Here is a 23750-nt window from a genome sequence, read left to right on the forward strand (position 1 = left end):
CGATGCTCGCGAGCCGGCCACTACCGCAATGACGCGGCCAGTCGGCCGGCATCCGCGTCGGCGGCATTGAACACGCGATACCCGTCGGCCGACAATCCCTCGTCGCGCTCGGGATCGGTGTGCTCGACCAGCACCACGCGCCACTGCGGCCATACCGCTTCGACCGGCCAGTAATGCTTGCCGGTCTCGATCCCGATATCGGGCCGGGTCACCCCGAGAGCTTCGAGTTCGGCCAGCAGTGCCACGACCGGAGCCGATATTCCGACCATCGACTCGCCCCAGGGCCGGTCGGGTTCGGCCGCCCAGGCCGCCACTCCCAGTTTCGCGAACACGGTCAACGCTCCGGCGCGCGAGAGCCTTTCGTGCAGTCGGTCGTTGCGGAACGAGCGCAGGCATCCGTAGCAGGAGGTCTCGACCCCGCAGTCGCACGAGGTGACCCGGCGTACCGCGTGTGAGATGACCAATTCCAGGTTCTCGGCGATCTTCTTCGACGCACCGGCTCCAGCGGGCACGGTATCGAACAGCACGATGCTGCGTCGCCCATCCACACTCCACGACAGCGTGCCGTCGATATCGTCCCGGCTGATCTCCAGCGCCTCGGACGCGCCCTCCAGCAGCGCGTAGAGCACCGAAAGCCAATTGGACTCGGAGTCCTTGTCGTAGGACATGTCCTCGAAGGTGAATTCGGCGACGTCGGTCTCGTAGCGGTGCGCCAGCGAAACACGGTGCAGCCTGCCGGCACACGATTTCCCGGTATCGGGTCGGTTGTGCGTGGCGCGGCGGGTCTTGCGATCGGTCACCGCCTCGGCCCAGCCACACCACTCACACAGGCTGAATCCGCCACCGTGCCCCTCGGCGATCACCGCCATCCGGGCGCGAATCCCCGCCCGCGCTTGGATCTGCGTGCCTTCGGTCGCGCACTGATAGGTCCGGGTCACCTCACCGATCGTCTCGACATAGCTCGCCCCACCCCAGAGCCGTTGCGGCGGTTCGGCTTTCACATCATCGACCTGACTGTCCGCGACGAAGCCGAATTCGGGCACCACGCAGGTGCGGATCTGCCCGAAGTCCTCACCGCAGCTGGGGCATCCGGCCGACGAATCCAGCGCGTGCCCGCATTCGAACCGGCCGCATTCGCGGCACACCCGGTAGTGCAGCTCCTCGAGTTCGCGCTTGGGCAGTTTGCGCAGACCACGGGAGGTGAAGACCTTGCCGCCCGCGACGATCTGATTGCCCGGCGCGTAGTCGAAGATGGCCTGGCTCAGGTCGCGACTGAGTTCGAGTTTGCGGCCGACCTCCGAATCGCAGTGTGAGGTGCGCAGATCCACCGTATCGACCGGAAAACCGTACTTGGGCAGGATGTTCTTGTTCGCCAGGTAGCCCAAGAGCTGGCGTTCCTCGATGGTGCGCAGCGTATTGCGCAGTCGGCCCGCGAGTGCGAATTTCTCCGCCTGCGCCGCCTCGGCGATCAGCGTGCGGAAGGTGTCCATATCGTCGCGGATATCGCGCTCCGCCAGATCCAGCAGCTCACACAGCCGGTGTACCCAGGAATCGTCCGCGACCCCGATCGCGGCCGCGACCGATGCGGGCAGCACCGTACTCAGCGCGGCGCGCACCGCGGGCGAAACCGGGGTCAGGAACAGCCGGACCTGCGCGGCGGCCGAATCCTGACCATCCGGTCCGGGCATGAAGAACTCTCCGGCGTGCCGCCAACTCACCTTGTCCCGCTCGAAGCGGAACCGGAAGTACGCCGACAGAGCCACCGAATGCGCGTGCCGCCGGGCGATGCGCTCGTTATCGACCGGAATCCACGGAATCCGCATCTCACCGGCGATCATCGACTCGGGATTCTGGAACTTCGACAGATCGTGCGAGCCACGCTTTGCGAAGGTAAGCACCAGGGCCGCGGACGCGGCCCGGCGTCCGGCGCGCCCGGCCCGCTGCACGTAGTTCGCGGTCTTGGGCGGCATGTTCCGCAGCACCACCGACTGCAAGTCGCCCACGTCCACACCCAGTTCGAACGTCGTCGAGCAGGACAGCACGTTCACCTCACCGGAAATGAAGCGACGCTGAATATCCGCCGCCTCGGTCGCCTCCCACTGGGCGGTGTGCTCCTGCGCGGTCAGCGGAGCCGGACTAAGGGTGCGGTACATGGTCCGGTAGTGGTTGGGGTCGCTGTCCGCGGCGGGCAGTATGAACTCGACGAGTAGGCCATCGCACGATCCGTACGGGCAGAGCCCGCGAATGTCGTTGGGCGTCAGTCGACGACACGACGAGCACTGATACCAGCGGCAGTCCATGCCGCGGGTGATGCGCAATTGCTCCTGGTCGACCCGATAGAGCACCCCGGCGGTCTTGTGCCGGCTCTCCTCGAAATACTTGTTCGCGCTGAGGAACTTCCAACAGCCCTCCAGCACGAGCCGGGCATCCAGCGGAGACCCGATCGACTGGAGAAGCTTGCGCACGAGCAGAATTCGGCTGTTGGTCGTCGACGGCCCACCACCGGGGAGCCAACTGATAATGCGGCGCGCGGAGTCCGAATCCATGGACCGAAGGTGAATGAGGGTATTGCGCGGCTCGAAGATCGCGTCCTTGATATCGACATCCGGCAGCAGCGACAACGCGCCCTGGTGCCGAACGGTCCGGACGAGTTCTTCGAACAAACTCCAGCATTCGGATTCGGACAACCCCAGTTGCAGCAGGGGTTTGGGCACCGCGAGGCTTTTCGGCCGGAACAACGAGACCCGCATCAGGCCCAGCCCTTCGAGGGACTGACGTTGTTCCATGGTCATCAACTCGGCCATGACCCACGGATTCACCACCCGCAGCACCGTGCGAGGGGTCACTCGTTCATCGAAATGTCCGGCGTCGATCGCGATCTCGCGCGTCGCGGCCGCCAGATCCGCGACCGAGAGCAGCTCACCGCCATTGCGTGGGTCCAGCAGCGCCCGGGTCAGATAGTGCCTTTCGAGCATTCGACCGTAGGTGCGCGCCAAATAGGGCGCGGCGAACGCGGCCGCCTGCCGCGAATCGGAGAACATCAGCAGTTTGCGACCCTCGCCCACCTGGTCGGCGGTCTCATCGGCCGCGACCGGGATGTGCTGGTACAGAGCCGTGGTGATCACGGCGGGCGCGGCGTTGGCATCGGTGCGCAGCCTGCGGATCACCTGCCGCGACCGCGCACCGCATTCCGTGCACGTGCTCATCACCCGCGTCTTCACCGGGTGTTCGCGCACCCGCAGCACCGGGCCTCCCGGACACCCCGGCCCGGAACACCGGCCGACTCCGGCTCCCAGCGCACCGCATCCGGTGCACAGCTGGCGCACCTTGCCGGTCTCGGACACCGGATCATCGGAGAGAGTTTGCTCGTCCTCATCGAGCAGACTCTCCACGGTGCCCTCGGTCAGCACCAGCCACCGCACCGATTCCGAATCCTCGCTCTTGGCCGGGCGGAAGAACTCTCGTCCCTGCACGGCATCGACCTGACCGGCGAGATGCACCGCGCCGCAACGCTGACAGGTACCGAACTCGAAGACCGCTCGCCCGGTCTCGGGGTCGATCTCGTGGCGGCCCAGGAAAACCCGCGGCGGTCCGTCGGTGAAACTAACGAATGCACCCTCGGTCGCCCGGACGAACATGTGGTAGCGCGCCGACAGCACCGGATTACCGTCGGTGTCATGCACTTTCGAGCCCAGCGCGACCAGCGCCTCGATCTTCGTGGCGGCGACGTCGGTCTCGTCGCCCGGCCACAGCTTCGCGGCCAAAGTGCGCACATCGACGGGGCCGCGGGACACCACCGCCTTCACATCGGTGATTCGCTGTTCCGAGTGCAGCGCGTCCGCGTAATCGCCAGTTCGAGAACGATTTCCCAGTACACTCAGATCGGCGGCCGGATCGGCGAGACTCAGCAGTTCGGCATCGGGAATCGTCCAGGCAGGGATGTCGTGGCGTGGCGCTCGGGTGGCGATCACCAAATCCTGCCGAGCGGGGTCGTCCTCGACGAATTCGAACGGTGCGTCGAACAGGCGGGTGGCGAAATCGGTCGCCTCCGGGCCCTGTGTCTGTTCGGTCTTGCCGGTCAGCGACGCCGATGTCGCGATGCACTGCAATCGCGTACCCCGCGCGACACGTTCGCGCAGCCGCCGCAGCAGCAGTGCCACCTCGGACCCCTGCGCGCCGTCGTACACGTGCGCCTCATCCAGGGCGATGAACCGCCAGGTGCCGGCGTACTCGCCGTCGAACAGATCCAGATCCGCCGGTCGCAGCAGCAGGTACTCGAGCATGGCGTAGTTGGTCAGCAGGATGTGCGGCGGGTTCGCCTGCATCTCGGCACGACTGAGCAGTTCGTTCGGCAGTCTGGGCTGCCCCGGATGCAGGGTCTGGAAGAGCCGCTCAGCCTCCCGCGAGTCCTGCTTCGTCTCCCCGGTGTAGCGACCGAAGGTGATCTCCGGGCACGCGGCGAGCAGACCGCGCAATCGCTTCAGCTGATCGTTCGCCAGCGCGTTCATCGGGTAGAGCAGCAGCGCCCGCACACCCGGTCCCAGCCTGCCCGCCGCGTGTTCGGCGAGCAGCGCGTTGAAGATCGGCAGCAGGAAGCTCTCGGTCTTGCCCGAACCGGTTCCGGTGCTGACCACCAGATTTCGCCCCGCCACCGCCTTGCGCACCGCGGTTTCCTGATGCCGGTAGAGCGGCCGGTCCAGGTCGATCGTGGCCGACATACGCGCGAAACCCGGATGCAGGACACCTTCGGCCATCAACTCCCGCAGCGAGCCGCCCGGCGCGTACGGCGGCGTCAGCTCCAGCAGCGGGCCCTTCGTCAGCATCGACGTGCTGTCCACCGCATGATCGAAAGCAGCGGCCAGACCCGGGTCACGGGGTGCGAGCAGGGTTTTCAAGTAGCGCTTGTAGGCGGCTTCGATATCGGCGCCGGCCGCCAGCGGATCGAGTCGTTCGATCATCGTGCTGCTCCGATCAATTCGGGATGAGTCTGGGCGGTCGCCAGGGCCTCGGCGATCAGGAGGTCGGTCACGACCAGGTCCGGGCACAGCTGGGCCATCCGCGCCCACGCCTCCCGCATATCGCGGCCGATCGGCGGGCTGCTACCGAATCGGCCTCGGGCATCGAGCCGCGCGAGGGCCGCCATGGTCAGCGACTGCACCGACAACAGCATCCACGGATGTGCCGCGACGTCGACGCCGTCCAGTGCCGCGTTGCGCCCGTCGATCAGGTCGTACACCAGCGGTGCGACCCGCCTGATCTGCCGTAGCGCCGCGGCTGTTCCGGCGGCCAGGATCTGACTCGCCGGGTCGATGGCCCATTCGCGCCGGACCCGGAACGCGGCCATGGTCGCGTCGGTCCGGGTGTCCTCGTCCAACAGCGCGCCCGGGACCAGTTGCGAGGCCAGGTACAACTCTTCCAGCTGCGCGGTGGGCAGCTGATGCAACTGCTCGACCGTGGCGTCGAAGACACCGGCTCGGGCGTTACCCACCCGCCCCTCGATGAGTTCGGGCAGCCACGCACCGCCCTGGCTGCGCAGATACCCGATCAGCTGCTCCCATTTCTCCGGTGCGTCGGTGCGCCAGGATGCCTGGTAGGGCAGGCCCGCGATTTCGATGAGACAGCCGATCCATGGGTTCACGTGCAGATGCTCGGTGACCACCGCCGAGGCGTACGGGCGCTCGGCGAGACCGGTACGTATCAGCAGCGAGACCATCTCCGCCGCGGGAATCATGCTGCCGCCCAGCATGTCCAGTGCTTCGCGAGCATCGGAGGCGAGCACACCGATCAGCCCGCCGCGCACTATCTCGACTGCCGTACTCGATCGCACCGACGGCAATGCCGCGAGCGCGGCCCACGCCTCGGCCATCGCACCACCGCTACGGGGCGGAGGGCCAACCCCGGCCAGGAAGCGAGACAGTCCCTCACGCGGGGAGTTCTCATCGCGCATCCACCCCGGCTGTGGGACACGCACCGCGGTGTCCTCGGGGCGTGGAGGCGGCGCCACACTCAGCCACGGGTCATCCACGAACACCTGGATGAGCAAGTCACCGGCGGAACACAATTCGTCCGGCAGCGGAGCCCGACCGTCGGTGATGGTCAGTTGCCAGGGCGCGAGCCACGGTGCGGTGCCCGCCCAGGCGAACACACCCAACTCCGCCGAGACACAGTCCTGGAACACCAGATCGCGCTCGTCCACACGAATCGCACCGCACAGCTGGGTGGGCTGCACGCGGGCCATGACGACCGTGTGAGAGGTACCGGCGGGGTCGTCGATTCGCGCGACCAACTCAGCCGAGCCGAGTTGCCGCATCGTGTCGGCGAACACCCGGGTGGAGATCTGAAAGACGTTCTCCAGCGGCACATCCGGGGTCTCGACCTGGACGATCCGACCGGCGGCGTTCATGATCGCGAAGTCGGCGGTGACAAACCCAGGCACCCTGGCCGCGACCAGGGCCGCGGTTTCGAAATCCGATGGGGTGAGCACCTGGGGCGCGGTTCGCCATTGTGCGGGCGCGCCCAGCTCGTCCGTACGGGATTCGAAGTAGGGCGGAGTGATCACCAGGGTGTGAACCGTGTCGCCGCTGCCGATCTCGACGCGAGCCTCCCGGCTCTCGGTCCCGAACGTCAGCAGGTCGCGATCCGACCACAGTGGCATCGCGCAGTCGAGCAGCGTTTCACAGGCGGACAGACCACCGGGCACCGGAACCCGGAAGGTGTGGCTGTGCTCGACGGACAGCCCCTCCGCCATGAAGACGCCGCACCGCAGGTCCGAGCCGAGCGGGCCGGTGACCACGATGTCGTAGAGCCCGAGCAGACCCGGATCGAGGCCGTCGAAGGGATCCAGCATGCTCTGCTCCGGGCCCGACTCCCACTCCTGGTCGCTCAGCAAATCCGCCGCGCCCGAACGACGTACGCGGACCCGCCACACATGCGGATCCGGGTCCGTGCACGGGGGCAACTCGATGAGCGGCCGCGCCGCATACACCGTCAACCCGCTCCCGCTCGTCACCCCTTCCAATCCATCCGCCAGCTCGAGCCGGGGAGCGCCTACCGCACGAATCTCACGCGGCACCCCGAGCCGGTTCCCGGCCCGGCCACGCAACTGGATCGCGTTGTGAACGGACAGATCCACCGTGTGCGCCCGCCACCCACGCCAGCCGGTCGGGGTTCGGAAATCTTCATCCGATCGCACCGTGGCGCCGGTCGCCACATCGACGAGATCGACGTCGTTCGGATGCATCGCGAGCACGCTGTCGCGCGGCAGTGCGCTACGGCGAGGCAGAAGTACGCCATCGAGATCGAAGAGCAGCAGCGGATCTCCCTTGTCCACCAGCATTATTCGATGCTCGACACCCGAACCGTCGTGACGCAGCACCAGATCCCGCGCCGGACGTACGACCGGGAACGGAGTCAATGGATGGTCACCGTCCTCGGCAATCCCCCAGCCCCGTTCGGAATACACCTCACGAACCTCTCCGTTGACCGCGACCCGCCACGGCAGTTCGGATGCGGTCTCCGGGTAGGGCAGGCGCACGACGACCTGGTCGTCCTGCGTGGAATATCCGATGACGGGCACGTTCCGGCGAATCAGCTGCTTCCGCCCCAGCGAATGCTCACCGATGTGGTCTATCAACCCGTTGAGCAATACCGTGGGCAGCCCGGTGGTCGCGGAATCCACCTCGAGATCACTACCCACCTCAGGGTGCGCCGCGACGTACTCCAGGAAGTCCAGTATCCGATCGACGATGTCGACCGCCATCTCCCCGCCGAGCTGGAGGAAATTTCGCACCGGGACATCGAGCTGATTGAGCCGGTACGCCATTCCTGGTTCGGTGAGCCACTCGAATACCGCCGCGCCACTGCGCTCCCGACCCACTGCCAGATGATGCTCGATCACCTGGATCAGATCTCCGAGGCAGTGCACCGGGATACCGGCGTGCATTGCCATCAGTTGCACGTAGTGTCCCTGGAGTTCGGGAAATTCACGCAGCCCGAACCGCTTCAGAAGCGGGCCGAGCTCAGCGCGTAGCGCGTTCTCGAAGTCTTGATCGCGGTCCATCCCCAATTCCGCGAAGAAGCTCTCCCAGTAGCGTCCTTGGTCGTAGGCCAAGCCCGCGTGGCCGACCAGAGTGATCAGGCACAGCGCCGGGTACTTCCGGATCAATGGGCGCGCCCCCAGCCGCGAACCGAACCGAACCGCCATCGCGCCGAAGAGTTCCCGCACCCGGCAGATCTCATCGTCGTCGAGATCGAGTTCGAAAACCATTCGCACCCGTGCCAATTCACGACTGAGCCGGAACTCCTCATCCCCCGCCAAATCAGCCACGAACGACTGCCCCATGACACCGGCCCTTCCCCCTCGAATCCTGCGGCGACTGTGACACATCCCACCGACAAATTTCCAACCGGAACAACAAATTCGAACATATTTGCGAACTCATGAACCTCGATCGGACAAGCTCGTGCGTGTCCGGCCGGCAATTCGTCAATGGGGACCCATCCCGATTTCGAGTCCGGGCCGGCGAAAGCACCTCGAAGAAGTCATATCGGGCGACTCAGCCACCAGCCGGGTTACGACCTTCACTCGAGTACCACAAGTCTGTCGGGTACCCCGTCTATCGTGTTCCCCAGTGACTCAGCACGGCACCGAGGGGGTGTGAAGTTGCCGGAATCCCGAAGAGAACCAACACATTTGGACCTGTTCCGCTACCTCACCGCAGAGGAACGCGTGGACTACATCGCCATCATGACCCGGTTCACGGCCTCACTACTGGCCGACATGTCGGCCAGTACGGTCGCCGAGCAACTGGCCGAGGACGGATCCCAACTCGACGCAGACACCGCCGAAGTACGCTGCCGGCAACTCGTCAAGTGGGGAAATCTGGTTCCCTCGCTGCGGGATTCGCGAGTGAGCACGGTGGCGGACTATCTACGCGCCAGATCGCGGTACCAGGTGTCAGGTCTCGGTGGGCGGGTGCACCGCACCGCCATGGAAATCATGGAGGCCAGTGACGGCGCACGCGAGGTGGCCCGGGAACTGCTGGGCCAGATCGCGCAGGCATTGGGCGAGATTCGCACTCTACTGGACGCGCCCGTCACCCCCGAGCGCGCCGAACGGTTGGCGGGACTCGTGACGACCATCTTCAACAATCAGCGGCTGTTCACCGCGAGCGTCACCGACTTCTACGCCTATCTCTCGGGGGTGCTGACCCGGTTCGATCTCCAGGGGCAGGAATACAAGCACTTCAAAACCCTGCTGCTGGACTACATCGACCTGATCACCGCCGATGTCAATCGGCACGCCCCACTCATCGCGGAGCGCCTCGACCAGCTCATCGAACGTATCGATGAGCTGCTCGCGGTACTCGATGCCGTGCCGGGCCTGACACTGGGGGACGTGACCACCGTCGAGCGGTCGAGCGGCCGGACCCGGGTCGAATGGGAACAGTTGCGGCAGTGGTACGACGGGACCGGCAGCGAATCGGGTCCGGCGCAGCTGCGCGCCGCGGCGAGCCAGGCGCTGGGGCAGTTGCTCGCCAATGCGAAGCGCATGCTCGATGCGTCGGCGACGGGGTATTCGCGGCGCGCGGACCTGCTGCGGCTCGCGGTCTGGTTGGACCGGTCCGCCGATGCGGAGGCTGAGCGGTTGTTCGCCGCCGCCTTCGGTACCTGGTCCGCGCGGCACTTGATGTTGGGGCCCGACGAGCCCGATCCGCGGGTGGGGCCCATGACGTCGTGGGCTACCGCCGACCCGATCGATGTCCCGGTGTCGCTGCGGGATCGGGGGAATCGGGTGGCGCGGGGACGGACCGCGCGGGTACCCGATACGACCACCGATCGCGCGCTGGTGGAAGCGGCGGCACGCGCCGAACGCGAGCGTGGTCAGGCCGCCGCAGCAGAGCTGGCCGCAGCGGGTCGGCTCGACGGCGCGTCCCTGTCCCCCGATGCCCGTACCCTGCTGCTCGATGAGCTGGCCCGGCTGCTGGCCACCAACCCGGATCCGGCGACAACCGCCGAAACCACCAACTACGACCTCGGTGTGGTGCTGCGCGCCGCGCCGGGCGCGGGCACGGTGGTGCACTGTCCCGACGGCACTTTGACCGTCGCCGGGTACACACTCTCGGTCCGGGCGATCGCCTCCGGCGCGGCACCGAGCCTGGGGTTGGCACAGTGACCGACACCGACCGATCGCTGAACACTCGAAGCCACGACGCGGCGGCCCTGCGTGAGGCGGCACGCGCCCTCCTGCGCACCCCCATCGTCACCGCCGCCCGTACCCCCGACACGCTCGCGCTGATCCGCCGGCACGCGACGCCTCTGCGCACGATGTTCAATGCACAGCTCGGATATCAGCTCACCGTCGAAGCGTCCTTCGCCCGCCTCGCCAAACTCCCTCCGGAACACCAGGCCCCGAACCGGGTCATTGCCCGGCGGGCGGGCACGCCGTTCGGGGCGCGAACCTACACGCTGGTGGCCATGGCCTGCTCGGCACTGCTGGCCCCGGGCGTGGGTACGCAGATCCTGGTCTCCCAGCTGGTCGCGCAGATTCGTTCCGATGCCGCCGAGCAAGGAATCTCGTTCTCCGACAGCATCTCCGATCGGCGACAGCTCGTCGCGGCGCTGACGGCGCTCATCGACTGGGGTGTGCTCACCGAAACCGATGGCACGGTGGCGCAGTGGAGCGATCGTGACGGCGAAGAGGCGTTGCTCACGGTGTGCCGGCCGGTGCTGCCGTTCCTGCTCGTTCGCCCGATCGGCCCGAACGCCACACCGTCCGACATCCTCGAACCCGAGTCCAGCGCGCCTCGGCGTCGGCTGCGCCGTCGGCTCACCGAAGACCCGGTCGTGCTGCGCGCGGACCTGTCCCCGGAGGAGGTTGACGTCCTCTCACGGGAACGATCGCAGCTGACTCGACTGCTGGCGGAGAACTTCGGGCTGACCCTGGAGGTGCGTGCCGAAGGCGCATTGGCTTACGACCCCGCGGATTCGCTGAGCGATATCGAGTTCCCCGGCAGTGGCAGTCTCAAGCAGGCGGCGCTGCTGCTGATCGGCGCACTGCTCGACCAGTCGGCGGACAACCCCGCCGAAGACCGTGAATTCAGCTGGGCAACCGTGGATTCGGCGCTGACCACGTTGGTCGAACAGCACAGCCGCGCCTGGCGAGCCGAGTACGCGGATTCGATCAGCGTCCTACGCTCCGACGTCGTCGCACTGCTGGGCGCGCTACGGCTCGCGACACCGAGCGAGCACGGGCTGCGCCTGCACGCACCCGTCGCTCGCTATCGGCCGCGGACGGTGTCCAGCGGCGTCCAGCTGACCCTCGAGACCTAGGAGCAGCCGCATGTCGGTCAACCAGCGAAAGCATTTCGATCGGCGCTGGCGGCTCTCGCGCGCTGGTGTGGTCAATGTCTGGCACTATCTCGACACCGAGTTCGCCATCTCCGGCGGCAGGCTGATTCTGCGCGGAACCAACGGTTCCGGAAAGTCCCGCGCGCTCGAGATGCTGCTGCCGTTCCTGCTGGACGCCAACCGGCGACGGATGGACGCGACCGGGTCGAACAGGGTCAACCTGGAGGACCTGATGCGCACCGGTGCGCGCGGACAGGTCAATCGGGTCGGTTATCTCTGGCTGGAACTGGCGCGGTCCGGGGAGTTCCTCACTCTCGGAGCTCACATCAAGTACAGCGCCTCGGCGAAGCGCTGCGAGGTCAGGTACTTCACCACCGCGTTGCGAGTCGGGCACGAACTACAGCTCATGGGCTCCGATCGCGAACCACTCGCGCGTGAGGCATTGACCGAACTGGTCGGCGCACAGCATCTCGGTACCGCCGACCAGCACCAGGAAGTGGTGCGCAGCAAGGTATTCGGGCTGCACGGGGAGCTGGGACGGGACCGATTCGCCGGCCTGATGCAGTTGCTGCACACCCTGCGGGCCCCCGATGTCGGTAACCGCATCGATGAGGGACGGCTCCCGCAGATCCTGTCCGAGGCACTACCGCCGCTGAGCGAACAGACTCTGGACAAAGCCGGGGAACAGCTGGACGATCTCACCGAAACCCGGCTGGCACAGGAACGGCTGGCCACCACGCTGGGCCACGTGCGCCAGTTCCATACCGCCTACCGCTCCTATGCCACCACGGTGCTGGCCGATTCGGCCACCACGGTCGATGAGGCCGTCAGCGGACTGCTCGACGCCCAGGTGAAACACGGGCAACTCGAGATCCGGCTGCGCGGGCTGGCCGAGACGCTCGCGCACTCGCGAACTCGCGAAGGCGAACTGGAGGAAACAGCCCGCGAACTGGACGTCGCGATCGAGAATATGCGAATCAACCCGCTGTTCAAACAAGCGGACGATCTGAAGCAACGGGAAAAGGTCGTATCCACCTTGCGGGCCACCGCCGAACGTGCCCTGCGTGCGGCGCGGACGGCGCGCGGTAGCGAGAGCCAGGCAGCGACCACCGCGACGGAGCTGTACAACGAGGTACGGCGCGCCGCACACACGAGCGCGAAGCGGTTGCACGCGGCCGTGGACGGACTCGTCACCGTGGGGCTCGCGCACTCTGATCTGCCCTCCGGTATCACCTGCCGGGACACGAGCTCACCCGTTGCGGTGGACACGATCATGGACTCCTTGGATCAGGGGCCTGTCACCAACGAGCGTCCGGTTATCCTCGGCACCGAGTTGCGGCCCGGCGACAACACACCGGTGGCCGAGTCCGCCCGACGATGCGGAGCGATCGCCACCCACCGCGGCGACCAGGCGGGCCGCCGCCGACAGGAGGCCGTCCGGCTGGACCGGGAATACGTTCGGGTGCGGGAACTGGAATCCGCGGCCGAACACGCCCGAGAGAACGCCGAGCACGACCATCAGGACGCGGCGAGCGCGGCCGAGGAGCGGGATGATCTCGCCGTCGCGCTGAACAGCGCCTGGCGGCAGTGGCTTTCAGCGCCGGAGACCGCGCGGCTGCTGCCGAATATCGAATGGACCCAGCCGTCGATCACGGCGGTACTCGACGATTCCGAAGCCCTGTGCGGTGCGAATCCCGCCATCGATGGCGTACTGGCATCGCTCGACGAACTCGCGGAATCGGCTGCCGCACCGTTCCGTGACGAGCTGGCCGCACAGTTGGGCATGCTGCGCCAACTCGATCACGCGGATACTGCAACCCGGCACAGCCTTGACACCGAAGCCGAAAGGCTACGCGCGGCCCACGACCCGCTGCCGCCGAACGCGCCGTGGCACACCACGCACGCGGGTCTGCCGCTGTGGCGCGTGGTCGACTTTCATCCGGAGCTGTCCGCGAGCGACCGTGCGGGATTGGAAGCCGCGCTGCTGGCATCGGGCCTGTTGACCGCGACCGTGCGCGCGGACGGGTCGGTGCGCACGGTCGACGGCGCGGTGATGATCCAGCCGACCGGCGACCCCGCCCGTTCCCCGCTGTCACGGGCACTGCGGGCCGACTCCGCCACCGACCTACCCACCGCATTCATCGACGGCGTGCTGGAGCGCATCGGCTTGGCCGACCCGACTGCGGTCACGACCGTGAGCACCGACGGCAGCTGGCGAAACGGCGCACTGGCCGGCCGCCACCACCAACCCGAAGCCCGGCATATCGGCGCCACCGCACGGGCGAGCACGCGAGCGGCACGGCTGGCTGAGATCGCCGAGCTGCTCGGTGAACTCGACCGGGCGGCAGCCGATCGCGACGCCGAACGTACCCGATTGCGAACCCGCCGACATGAGCTCGACGATCAGATGCGCCGCGCTCCGCGGGCGCGGGAACTGATCACCGCCCGCAGCTCCGCCCTCCGGGCCGCCGAACGTGCCGCTCGGTCGGCCGCGAAGCAGCGCACCGCACAGGGCACGGCATCGGACGCGCGCACCGCCTGGAGTGCGGAATCCGACAACCATCGCACGCTCTGCGCCGGAATGGGACTGCCGATCGACGCGGACGAACTGCTGACCGCTGAGAAAAACTGTGCCACAGCGGCATCCGCGTGCACCGAGCTCGCCACGGCCTGGGAATTCGTGACCGAGGCGACCGAACGGGCCCGGCGTTCGGCGTCGGATTTCGAGCTCGCGCGCAATGAACGACGCCGACTCGAAAGCGAAGCCGAAGCCTCCCGCCTCGAATGGCACACCGACGCGGTGGGTCTGGCCACTCTGCGGGAAACCCTGAACCTGCCGCTGGAAGAACTCACCGCGGAACTCGAGCTGACAACCGGTGAGGCCAAGCGCACGAAAGACGAACTCGGCCGGTTGCGCGCGAACCTCACAGCGCTGGGGATCGAACACGCCACGACCGAAAACGATCTCGGCTTCGCCGCCCGGAACGTCGATCAGCGTTCCGAAGGGCTGCGCACCGCCGCCGAACTCTTCAACGCCCGACTCCGTTTGCCGGGCGTGGTGGCGGCCACCGGGCTGGACATCGACACCATCGCCCACACCACCGACCCAGACCACGCCCGCCACACCGCACGCTCGGCCCACACCGCGCTGAACGCGCGTAAGCCGTTCAGTGTCAACCAGTTGCTCAGCGCGCTCAGCCGATTCGGTGCCGACACCACCGGGCAACTCGACGTCGCACAGCATGTCGAACAGGGCGTGCATCTGGTCCATGTGGACGGCATCGACGACCACCACGACTGCACGGCACTGCTCTCCCATCTCGAACACCGGGTGGAGCAGGGACGGCAGGCGCTGACCCAGCGGGAGCGAGAGGTGTTCACCCACTTCGTGCTCGGAGCTGTCACCGATGAACTGCGCCGTCGAATCCATCAGGCCCGGGTGCTGATCACCGCCATGAACGACAGCTTGGCGGGCACCCGCACCAGCCACGGCATCGGGGTGGCCATCTCCTGGAACCTCGATAATCCAGATCCGGAGTTGAATCGGCTGCTCGCGCTGGTCGAGATCGCCGATCAAGTGCGGTCCGAAGCCGACAGCGAGGAGCTCATCACGCTGGTCCGCGACCGGGTGGAAGCCTTGCGCGCCGCCGACCCCAGCAGCGGCTACACCACCCACCTGCGCGGAGCACTCGACTACCGATCCTGGCACCGCGTCGATGTGGACATTCTGGGCCCCGGGCCACAGCAGCGGCAACGAATCTCCCGACGCGCCAAGATCTCTCAGGGCGAAACCCGATTCGTCTCGTACATCGCGCTGTTCGCGGCAGCCGACGGATACCTGTCCGGACTGCCGGAAGCCGCCACCGCGCTCCGCCTGGTCCTGCTCGATGACGCCTTCGCCAAGGTCGACGACAAGGCCATCGGCGAACTCATGGGCCTGCTGGTACGCCTGGACATCGACTTCGTGATGACCGGGCATGCCCTGTGGGGCACGGTTCCCGAGGTGCCGGCCCTGGACATCTACGAGATACGCCGAATCGGCGGCAGCGCGGTGATCCCGACCTGGATCCACTGGGACGGCAAGAACCGCACCTACATGCAGGCGGTGCGTCCGGGATGACTCTCCCACCGGCCTTTCGAACGTATCTGGCGGACCCGGCGCTGACCGAGCTGTGGACCGATATTCGAAAACGACTGGAGCGCAACGGGCATTCGATCGAAGGATCGGTCCGGGTCGAGCTGGACGAGTCCGGGGCGGCGCAGCTGTCCGGGTTGCTGGGTCGTCGAGTCGCGACGGGAAGCCGCGCGATCGCGCTGCCCGAGCTCGATACCGCGCTGTTGCGCAGCGTCGCGGCGCGCGGACTCGTCGCGATCGTCGCCGAGCTCACCGGCGGGCCGCTGCGTGACCGCCCGTCCGAACGCCTTGCCCGAGATACCCGGGTCGCCGAACTCTGGTCCGTCGTGGACGCCGCCCTGGTGGCCAACGGTCTCGCGAACGCGACATGGGCGCGGCCCTACGTTCGGTGGCTGCACACCTCCGGCCTGCTGGTGCGCGCGGGCGAGCGCGCCGCGCACGAGTTCGATGTAGCCGCCCGCGCACTCGCGACACTCCTGGATTCCACCCCGCCGCCCAGAATGCTCGGCGAACTCGCCGCCGCACTCACCGGCGACGCGCACGCCCTCGATAACGACCGGCTCGCCGGGCGGCTCGTCCTACGCGCCCTCGGTTTCGCGTTCGACCTCCCGGACCCCAACACCCCACGCGCCAGAATCGCTCTGTGGGAACGAGTCTCGGTGTCCGCGGATACCATCTCGGGCACCGTGATCACCTGGAACCTCCGCCCTCCCGGCGGCGACTCCTGGTCCGCCATGATGCGGGCCCGAGCCGACCTCGAACTGATCACTCACCTGACCCTCGCCGAGCTCACCCGCACCACCGCGGCGCTGGCCGAACCCGGAGTCATCATCTCGGCCTGCGAAAACCCTCAGGTATTGCAGCGTGCCGCCGACATCGGCGTCGACAGCCCGCTGGTGTGCTTCAGCGGCAATCCCGCTTCGGCGGGAATGGCACTCGCCGAACGTGTTCCGATCCGCTACCACGGTGACTTCGACTGGCCGGGGGTGGCGATAGCGGCACGGTTGTTCGCCGGCGGAGCCGAACCGTGGCGGATGAGCACCGCGGACTACCTCACCGCCGTGGATTCGGGGATTCACCACATTCCGCTGCTCGGAGCCGCGGTCGAGACGCCGTGGGATCCACAACTGGGGCGAGCGATGATGCGCGCGGGCCGGGCGGTACACGAGGAAGCCGTGCTCACAACCCTTCTCGACGATCTCAGAAGCGGTGGATCCACAACCGCAATACCGTGAACGCCCACAACTATCCTGTGACCATGCGGGGTGGACAGTTGTCGAACGAGGTGTACAGGCTTCGGGCAGGGGCACAGCGACCCGCGAGAGCCACGACGCAGCCGGTCGAGCTGCCACCCCCGACCCGGAAACTGCTGTACATCAACACGATAAAGCCGCCGAACGGACGATGGGCAGCATGCCGTTCTACCTCATCGACGCCGAGCCGGAGCGGATCAACCGGATCGGCGACGCGGGCATGATCGACCCCGACGTCACCGCGCACCCGTGGCTGATGCTCGACAAAGCCACCGCGGTACTGACCGAGAGGTCTCCGCCGCCAAACTCCTCAACGTCGCCATCACCCACACCAAGCGCCACCTCTACATCGTCGGAGACTGGCGTTTCGTGCAGAACAGTCGGAGGCCGGGCATGCTGCTCCATCGCAGCACCGCGAGGTCGGACGGAATTCGGCCCAGTCCAGCAGCGCCTCATCTCAGGGGGCAGTGCACGTCAGCGCCGGCGGATCGGCGTCCGCACCCACAGCGGCCGCGGACGCCGAAGCCGTCACGCCGTCCGAATCGGCCACTGCCCGTCGATATCCTCGGCGTCCCGCCCCTTCCGGCGCAGCCACGCGGCGAAATCCTCCTGACGGTCGTGATGCCAGCCGGTCTGCGCGGCCGTCAACTCCGCCGGCGTCAGTGTCCCGAGATCGACGGTGTAGCGGGCGGCGAGAATCTTCACCAGCGCCACAGCGGCTTTCGCGTCATGGCCGGCGTCGTGAGCGGAACCGAGCACAGCGCCGTAGTGTTCGCACAGCGCGGACAGCGTCCGCTTTCCCGGGCGGTAGCGATCGAGTTCTCGATCCATCACGAACGGATCCGCTATCGGGCCGTGGATCAGCGGCGGGTAGCCGAGCCGCTGGCCCTGCCTGTCGAGGACAGTGAAGTCGTAGCTGGCATTGAACGCCACCACGACATAGCCGAGCGCCCAGACTCTTTCGAGCTGCTCGCGTATCTCGGCATAGCCGAGCGCGTAGTCCACGCCATCCGTTCGGGCCTGCTCGGTCGTGATGTGATGCACCGCGGTCGCCTCGCAGGGAATCGGAACCCCGGGATCGAGTAGCCAGCCGCGGTCCAGCGTCGACTCCGGGAACACGAGAGCGGCGGTGACGATGCGAGCCGTCATCGGATCCGGCGAGGTCGTCTCGAGATCTATTCCGGCAAGCGGGCTTTCGGTCCATGACACGGTCATCGGCGCGAATCTAGTCCATCTCGCGCCCGCGGCGACGAGAACCCGGTCGATTGCACCACCGGAAGTTGGAGTCTCACCCGGCAGTCGGCGACCGACGCCGAGCATCGAACCTTGGGACGACCGAACTGATGATCGCTCGGTGCAGCCCCGCCACCCATCGCGTGACGCAAACACCGCGCGCCAGCCGGTCATACCGTACAAACCACATGACTTCCGGGCGCAAATCCCCTAAACCGCTGCGGATCTCACCTCCACCTCGGTTAATGTCCACTCGTGGCCGAGAAACAGCCGCCCACCCCTACCCGACGTGGACCGCGCCGTAAGCGGGCCACCACCCTCCGCGTTCAGGCAACGGTCATCGGCACCACTCCGCCGCTGACCCGCCTGCTGGAGGTCTCCTCCGAACTATTCCTCAACGACCTACACGAGGTTCTGGGGTGGTGCTTCGGCTGGGTCGGTCGCGCCGAGCACGAATTCCGTTGCGGCACAGCGTTCGATGCGGACGACGCCGTGCGCTACCCCGCCGCGGCGGCTGTCGCCCGCGGTGATACCGCCCTCCCTGAAACACAGGTCCGGCTGGACGAAATCCTGCGCGCCCCCGGCGACGCCCTGTTCTACCTCTACGACCTCACCGACCTCTGGCCCCACCACCTGGTTCTCGACGGCTTCGAATCCCGCACCGCCACAACCCCTCGCGCCTACTGCGCGGACGGAACGCGCGACTGTCCCGCGGATGTCGCGGGCGGCATACCCCGGTACGAATACTGGTCCCGCCGGGCAGATCCCTTCGACGACGACGCCTTCGCTGCCTTCGACTACCTGACGCCGGAAGACATCACGACACAATCCGAGGACTCGGAGCCCATCCCGTTCGTCATCGAAGAGATCAACTATGGACTGGCCAGGCAGTTCGGCTACGGGAGCGACCCGAAATAGGCCACTCGCCCACGTCGACCCGGTCAGCTGTTCTCACATCCACGCCCGTCGCCATCCCGGTCGAGGTCGTAGTCGTCAGGCCCGATCACTCGAACCGGTCCGGTGTAGACCGGCCCGTTGCCGGAGCCGCCCGCACAATCCACGTCGCTCACGATCGGCAAACACGGGTCGTAGGACTGGTGACAGGTGCCGCCGGGCTGCGGCGGAGGTGGCGGTGGCGGGCAGAACTGGGTCGACCCGCTGTTGCACAGAAAGTCGGTGAGCGGATCAGCGGCGGCCTGGATCGGCCAGACGATGGCGAACGCCACCGCCGCGCACGCCGCTGATCCGAGGAATGAAGCCGAGCTCATCGCTGCTTCCGATCTTCGAAATCCGCTCGATCAATTCCGGCTATTTCGCGGACAGGTCAGGATTCTTCACATCCGATTCCGTTTCCATCCCTGTCCAGGCGATACACATCCGATCCGTGCACGCGCACCGGGCCACGGAGGTCCGCGCAGTCGACGTCGCCGGTGTTCGGCACGCACGGATCGTAGGAAGGGTGGCAGTTGTTACTGGGCTGGGCGAATACCGCCTCGGACGTCGAGCTTTCCACCGCGCCGAGCGGAGCAGCGCCGGCTTGCGCCGGCCAGATGATTGCGATGGCGGCGACCGCACCGGCGGCCGAGCCGAGGTATGACAGTGCCTTCATGATTACATCCGATCATTCGAAACTGATCTAGATCATTCTCCAGCTATCGGACAGCAACGGAGCAAACAGAGACCGAATCGTTGGCAGCGAAAACCCCCGCGCACGACGTCCCGTATCTCCTTCCGAGAGGGTCGCGAACGACCGCGGAAACGATCACATCGGAGGGCGCAGTGAGCCACGTGGAGCAGACGGCCGAGCAGTTCGCCGGGCGCATGTTCGGGGCCGCGCTCGGGGCCATCGACATCCTGGCGGCGCACCTCGGCGATCGGCTCGGCTGGTACCGGGCGCTGGCCGAGGGCGGGCCCGCGGACGCGGCGGAGTTGACCGCGCGGGCCGGCGGTGATCGCCGGTACGCGCGGGAGTGGCTCGAGCAGCAGGCGTGCACCGGGGTCCTGACGGTCGATTCGGACGGGCTGTTCGCCTTGCCGAGCGGTGCGGCCGAGGTGCTCACCGATCGCACCAGCCTCAATTACCTTGCACCCCTTGCCCGGATGATCGCGGGAGCCGGCGTTCAGATGCCCGGACTGGTACGCGCGTACAGCGAAGGCGGCGGGGTCGGCTGGTCCGAATTCGGCGTCGACATGCGCGAATCACAGTCCGATATGAACCGGCCCTGGTTCGAGCGGCGCCTGGCCGCCGACCTCGCGGGCGTCGACGATCTGCACGCTCTCCTGGCACGGCCCGGCGCCAAGGTCGCCGATATCGGGTCCGGCGGCGGCTGGTCGTCGATCGCGCTCGCACGGGCATACCCGGAGCTGACGGTCGACGGCTACGACATCGACGAGCCCTCGGTCGCGATGGCCGCCGAGAACGCCGCGGACCTGGCCGGCCGCGTCCGCTTCCGGCACGCGGACGCGGCCGTCGACCTGCCCGCAGCCACGTACGACGCGCTGTTCGCGGTCGAATGCGTCCACGACATGCCGCACCCCGTCGACGTCCTCACCGGCATGCGCAAGGCCCTGCTCCCAGGCGGCGCGGTGATCGTGATGGACGAGGCGGTCGAGCCGGAGTTCACCGGACCCGGCGGCGAGGTCGACCGCCTGATGTACGGGTTCAGCCTGCTGGTCTGCCTGCCCGACGGCATGGCGCACCCGGACTCGGTCGGCACCGGCACGGTCATGCGGGCCGCGAAGCTGCGCGAGTATGCCGAGAAGGCCGGCTTCAGCGCCGTGGACGTGCTGCCGATCGAGGACTTCGGCTTCTGGCGGTTCTACCGGCTCACGGTCTGACGGCCGGTCTGACCGAGGACCAATCGCCGGCGCCGGTCCCTTGCTACCGGCAGATACCCCGCCATCCGACCCCGCGGCGCGGAACCGCGGCAATGTCGCCGGCGGAGTTCGACGTCCGAATCAGGCGCTTCGGGGTCCGATCAGCAAGGCCGCCAAGTCGTCCGGCTTCGTGTTCTCGACCCCGACAACCCGGTATCCACCCTCGGCCAACCCGCTGTCCCGGTCGTCGTCCTCACCCTCGACCAGCGCCAGCCGCCATTCCGGCCACACGGCCTCGACCGGCCAGTTGTGCCTGCCGAGTTCGACGCACATCTCCGGTTCGGGCACGCCGTGTTCGCTCAGCGCGGCCAGCAGCGCGCGGACCGCGGGCGAGACGGGCTGGGTCTCGGCATCCCAGCCTCCGGCATTCTCGCCGCCCAGCGCCGTGTTCCGGAACCAGAGCAGCGCGTCACATAACCGCTTGTAGTCGAGCCCGTCCTTGAGCGACTTGATCGAGAAGCTCGGGCGCAGAGTGAGCTTGCCCTCCGGGATACTCACGCCAGATATCTCGTTGAGGCGCAGGCGGAACTCGTTCCGAAGATGGTTGTCGGCGAACGGTTCTCGTACGACCAGATGTTGAAAGACGATCTCAAGTTTCCCGGGCCCGCCGTCTCCGGGATAGAAGGCTCCGGGCCAGATGGGGCCGGCGGAGCCGCGGTTGAGCATGAGGATGCAGCTGGTGGACTTCGCGCCCGTGCCGTATTCGAGGTGGCCGCCGTGGGATTCCCAGAACGCCAGCACGTTCGTGACCGCCTGGGCAACCGGTGCCGGATTCTTGTCGGCGAGCTGGGCGAAGAAGCGGGCGCGGCGGTCCACCTCGCTCGCGGTGCCGGGGCGCACGGCCGCGTTCGCGTCGGCCTCGGTCATGCCGAGCAGGTCCGCCAGGTCGCGGACGGACAGGCGCTGGCCGGGGGCGGCTACGCTGCGGTCGCTGACCGTAATGCCTTCCTTCCGAAGCACATCCACCACGTCGCCGCGGTCCGGGCCGTCGCCCCAGTTGAACCCCTCCGCGACGCGGCCCGTGTGGTCGAGGACGCGGTGCGCGTTCGGGTAGGCGCGCGACATCTGCTGTCCGACCGCGATCGCGCTCGAGCCGACGAGTGCGGCCAGATCGCCGTAGGAGGTCCAGGTGCCCGGTGGCAACACCGAGAGCGCTCGGCGGAGCAGGCTCCAGTCGCGGGTCTTCTCCACCCGCTCGACGCCGCCGATCGGACTCGGCCACAGCGTGATCGCACGATCGGCGAGTTCATTTGCCCGCGCGACGATTTCGGCGGCTCCCCAGGTCGCGGTGGCGGCGATGTGGCGATTCATCTCCAGGTGACTGTTCGCCAACAGGTCCTGTTTACGCTCGAACGGGTGATTCGACAGGCGTGAGTTCTCGGCGGTGAGGGTCAGATTGCCCAGGGTGTGGACGAGGCGCTCGTGCAGATCTCGGGGGGATTCGCCTTCCGCGGCACCGACTTCCAGGGCCGCCAGCCATTCGGGTCCGGGTTCCTGGGGCAGCACATGCTCGATGGTCAGCTTGGCATTGACGAAGTCGACCGGTTCGGGATGCTCGTAGCTCTCTTCGAGGCGTTGCAGAACCAGGCGGCGCTGTTCCCACTTCCCGTACCAGTAAAAAGGTTTCGTGGCGATGGCCTCGCGCAGCTCGTCGTCGGTGGCCCAGTAGCGCCGTGGCGCGGACAGGACGCTGCGGATGCCCTCGACCACCGTCATCCCGTCCGGCAGCTGACCGGGTAGCTCCTGGAAGATCCTGTTCAGGTTCTGGGTCGGGCGCTGGCAGATCATGCGGCGAACCAGGAAGGATTCGATGTAGGACAGGGCGAGCACGACCTCGTCCGAGGTGATGACGCCGGTCTCCCGCTTGTCGAGCAGCATCATCAGCACGGGATAGGTGGTCGCTGCCTGCCACTGGTCGATCCGGCGCAGGTACCGGCGCACCTCGAGATTCGGCTCATGATCGGGGTCGACGACGCGCCGGAAATGCTGTGCCATGCGGTGCAATTCGTGGACGTACGCCTCGATGTCCGCTTCGGATTCGCCGTCGCGCAGGAATTTGCGCTGCTGAGCGGCGTACATGTCTTGCCGGCGGACCCGCACCCCGCCGTCGAGCACCAGCCGCAGCCACATCAGCTGTTCGAGCTGCTCGTTGCTCAGGCTGCGTTGCATGGGCAGCCAATAGGTCTGATACACCTGCTCGCCACGCTTGGGCAGTCGCATGAACAGGTAGTTGCGCACCAGGTCCGCCTGCGAGAGCTTCAGCCCGGTGTTGTTGAGCGACTCGAAGATTCGGTGGACGTTGTCGTCCCGTTCCGCGACGATCTGGACCAGGGTCAGCCGCGTGGTGATGGCCTTCTCGATGTGTGTGATGTCGCGCGCTTCGGCGGCGTCGTCCAGGTCCACCAGCGCCTGCCGGAAGTACCGGTACGCGGAGGTGATTCGGTCACCGCCCGGGCCGGCGTGGGTGCCTCGCACATGCTCGCCGTACGCGATCCGGTCGGCCTGGGTGGGCAGGATCCGGAAGTAGCCGTCGTCCTCCTGGAACTTGTTGATCAGATACTGCTCGTTGATCCGCTCCCGCTGCCGCGGGTCGGTGTGGTGATCCCGGATCGCCGCGAGCGCCAAACTCAACGTCGTCAGCCGCTGCTGGCCGTCGACGACCAGCCACCGGGAGAAAGCCGCATCGTTCAACGGCGAAGGAGCCAACACGACCGACCCGCAGAAATGCGTGGGCCCCTCTTCCCCCGCCGCGAGCAAATCGGCCTGCTCACAGATGTCACTCCACAGCTGCGCCAACTGCTTGTCGGTCCACGAATACGTCCGCTGATACAGCGGGATCTGAAACTGCTTCTCCCCCTGCACCAATGCCGCCAGCGTGGTCTCCGACGCCTTCATTCCACCCT

At 67.0% G+C, this 23750-nt stretch carries 13 protein-coding genes; 6 read left to right on the forward strand and 7 right to left on the reverse strand.

The genetic code is table 11. From position 1 onward, the window contains the following. Positions 1-20: 20 nt before the first annotated feature. Together ACFVBH_RS37985 and ACFVBH_RS37990 are read right to left on the reverse strand one after the other, a co-directional pair. Positions 21-4958: a DEAD/DEAH box helicase gene (locus ACFVBH_RS37985; RefSeq protein WP_379009695.1), complete on the reverse strand. Its 4938-nt coding sequence runs from the start codon at positions 4956-4958 to the stop codon at positions 21-23. Then, positions 4955-8341, reverse strand: a complete 3387-nt coding sequence (locus ACFVBH_RS37990; protein WP_379009698.1) for a hypothetical protein — start codon at positions 8339-8341, stop codon at positions 4955-4957. Before ACFVBH_RS37990 ends, ACFVBH_RS37985 begins: the two co-directional genes overlap by 4 nt. Before the next feature lie 351 nt (positions 8342-8692). Here ACFVBH_RS37990 and ACFVBH_RS37995 point away from each other — a divergent pair, with 351 nt between their 5' ends. From ACFVBH_RS37995 to ACFVBH_RS38010, 4 genes are read left to right on the forward strand one after another with little or no spacing between them, the layout of a single operon-like run. Next, positions 8693-10174, forward strand: a complete 1482-nt coding sequence (locus tag ACFVBH_RS37995; RefSeq protein ID WP_379009701.1) for a TIGR02677 family protein — start codon at positions 8693-8695, stop codon at positions 10172-10174. Beyond that, a complete protein-coding gene (locus tag ACFVBH_RS38000) occupies positions 10171-11331 on the forward strand; it encodes a TIGR02678 family protein (RefSeq protein ID WP_379009705.1) in 1161 nt (386 codons plus the stop codon). The genes ACFVBH_RS37995 and ACFVBH_RS38000 overlap by 4 nt, the downstream gene beginning before the upstream one ends. A 10-nt stretch (positions 11332-11341) precedes the next feature. After that, a complete protein-coding gene (locus ACFVBH_RS38005; RefSeq protein ID WP_379009710.1) occupies positions 11342-15469 on the forward strand; it encodes a TIGR02680 family protein in 4128 nt (1375 codons plus the stop codon). After that, positions 15466-16719: a TIGR02679 family protein gene (locus tag ACFVBH_RS38010; RefSeq protein WP_379009715.1), complete on the forward strand. Its 1254-nt coding sequence runs from the start codon at positions 15466-15468 to the stop codon at positions 16717-16719. The genes ACFVBH_RS38005 and ACFVBH_RS38010 overlap by 4 nt, the downstream gene beginning before the upstream one ends. Positions 16720-16905: 186 nt before the next feature. On the opposite strand, the gene ACFVBH_RS38015 is transcribed toward ACFVBH_RS38010, so the two are convergent. Beyond that, entirely contained in the window at positions 16906-17142 is a 237-nt protein-coding gene (locus tag ACFVBH_RS38015) for a hypothetical protein (protein WP_379009721.1), read from the reverse strand. Positions 17143-17265: 123 nt separating this feature from the next. Next, positions 17266-18057, reverse strand: a complete 792-nt coding sequence (locus ACFVBH_RS38020; protein WP_379009724.1) for an exonuclease domain-containing protein — start codon at positions 18055-18057, stop codon at positions 17266-17268. A gap of 168 nt (positions 18058-18225) precedes the next feature. Here ACFVBH_RS38020 and ACFVBH_RS38025 point away from each other — a divergent pair, with 168 nt between their 5' ends. Further along, positions 18226-18888, forward strand: coding sequence for a hypothetical protein (locus ACFVBH_RS38025; protein ID WP_379009727.1), 663 nt, complete (start codon positions 18226-18228; stop codon positions 18886-18888). A 23-nt stretch (positions 18889-18911) separates the two neighbouring features. Here the strand turns inward: ACFVBH_RS38025 and ACFVBH_RS38030 are convergent, their stop codons facing one another. Both ACFVBH_RS38030 and ACFVBH_RS38035 read right to left on the reverse strand, forming a co-directional pair. Further along, the gene (locus ACFVBH_RS38030; RefSeq protein WP_379009729.1) at positions 18912-19238 is read right to left on the reverse strand and encodes a hypothetical protein; all 327 of its coding nucleotides are present in this window, start codon (positions 19236-19238) and stop codon (positions 18912-18914) included. Between the two features lie 56 nt (positions 19239-19294). After that, on the reverse strand, positions 19295-19579 hold the full coding sequence (locus tag ACFVBH_RS38035) for a hypothetical protein (protein ID WP_379009734.1): 285 nt from the start codon (positions 19577-19579) through the stop codon (positions 19295-19297). 170 nt (positions 19580-19749) lie between these two features. On the opposite strand from ACFVBH_RS38035, the gene ACFVBH_RS38040 reads away from it, so the two are divergent. Then, positions 19750-20808 (forward strand): class I SAM-dependent methyltransferase, encoded by a 1059-nt coding sequence (locus tag ACFVBH_RS38040; protein ID WP_379009740.1) that lies wholly within the window; start codon positions 19750-19752, stop codon positions 20806-20808. A 120-nt stretch (positions 20809-20928) separates the two neighbouring features. On the opposite strand, the gene ACFVBH_RS38045 is transcribed toward ACFVBH_RS38040, so the two are convergent. After that, on the reverse strand, positions 20929-23742 hold the full coding sequence (locus ACFVBH_RS38045) for a DUF262 domain-containing protein (RefSeq protein ID WP_379009744.1): 2814 nt from the start codon (positions 23740-23742) through the stop codon (positions 20929-20931). Between the last annotated feature and the right edge of the window lie 8 nt (positions 23743-23750).

The organism is Nocardia sp. NPDC057668, assembly GCF_042799795.1.
In the GTDB taxonomy this organism is placed as follows: Bacteria; Actinomycetota; Actinomycetes; order Mycobacteriales; family Mycobacteriaceae; genus Nocardia.

Excerpts from the sequence above, each read along its gene's own strand:
- ACFVBH_RS38020 (WP_379009724.1), bottom strand. The coding sequence starts at position 18,057 with ATGCTCGGCGTCGGTCGCCGACTGCCGGGTGAGACTCCAACTTCCGGT.
- ACFVBH_RS38035 (WP_379009734.1), bottom strand. The coding sequence starts at position 19,579 with ATGAAGGCACTGTCATACCTCGGCTCGGCCGCCGGTGCGGTCGCCGCC.
- ACFVBH_RS37990 (WP_379009698.1), bottom strand. The coding sequence starts at position 8,341 with ATGGGGCAGTCGTTCGTGGCTGATTTGGCGGGGGATGAGGAGTTCCGG.
- ACFVBH_RS38010 (WP_379009715.1), top strand. The coding sequence starts at position 15,466 with ATGACTCTCCCACCGGCCTTTCGAACGTATCTGGCGGACCCGGCGCTG.
- ACFVBH_RS38030 (WP_379009729.1), bottom strand. The coding sequence starts at position 19,238 with ATGAGCTCGGCTTCATTCCTCGGATCAGCGGCGTGCGCGGCGGTGGCG.
- ACFVBH_RS38005 (WP_379009710.1), top strand. The coding sequence starts at position 11,342 with ATGTCGGTCAACCAGCGAAAGCATTTCGATCGGCGCTGGCGGCTCTCG.
- ACFVBH_RS37985 (WP_379009695.1), bottom strand. The coding sequence starts at position 4,958 with ATGATCGAACGACTCGATCCGCTGGCGGCCGGCGCCGATATCGAAGCC.
- ACFVBH_RS38045 (WP_379009744.1), bottom strand. The coding sequence starts at position 23,742 with ATGAAGGCGTCGGAGACCACGCTGGCGGCATTGGTGCAGGGGGAGAAG.
- ACFVBH_RS38015 (WP_379009721.1), bottom strand. The coding sequence starts at position 17,142 with ATGGAGCAGCATGCCCGGCCTCCGACTGTTCTGCACGAAACGCCAGTC.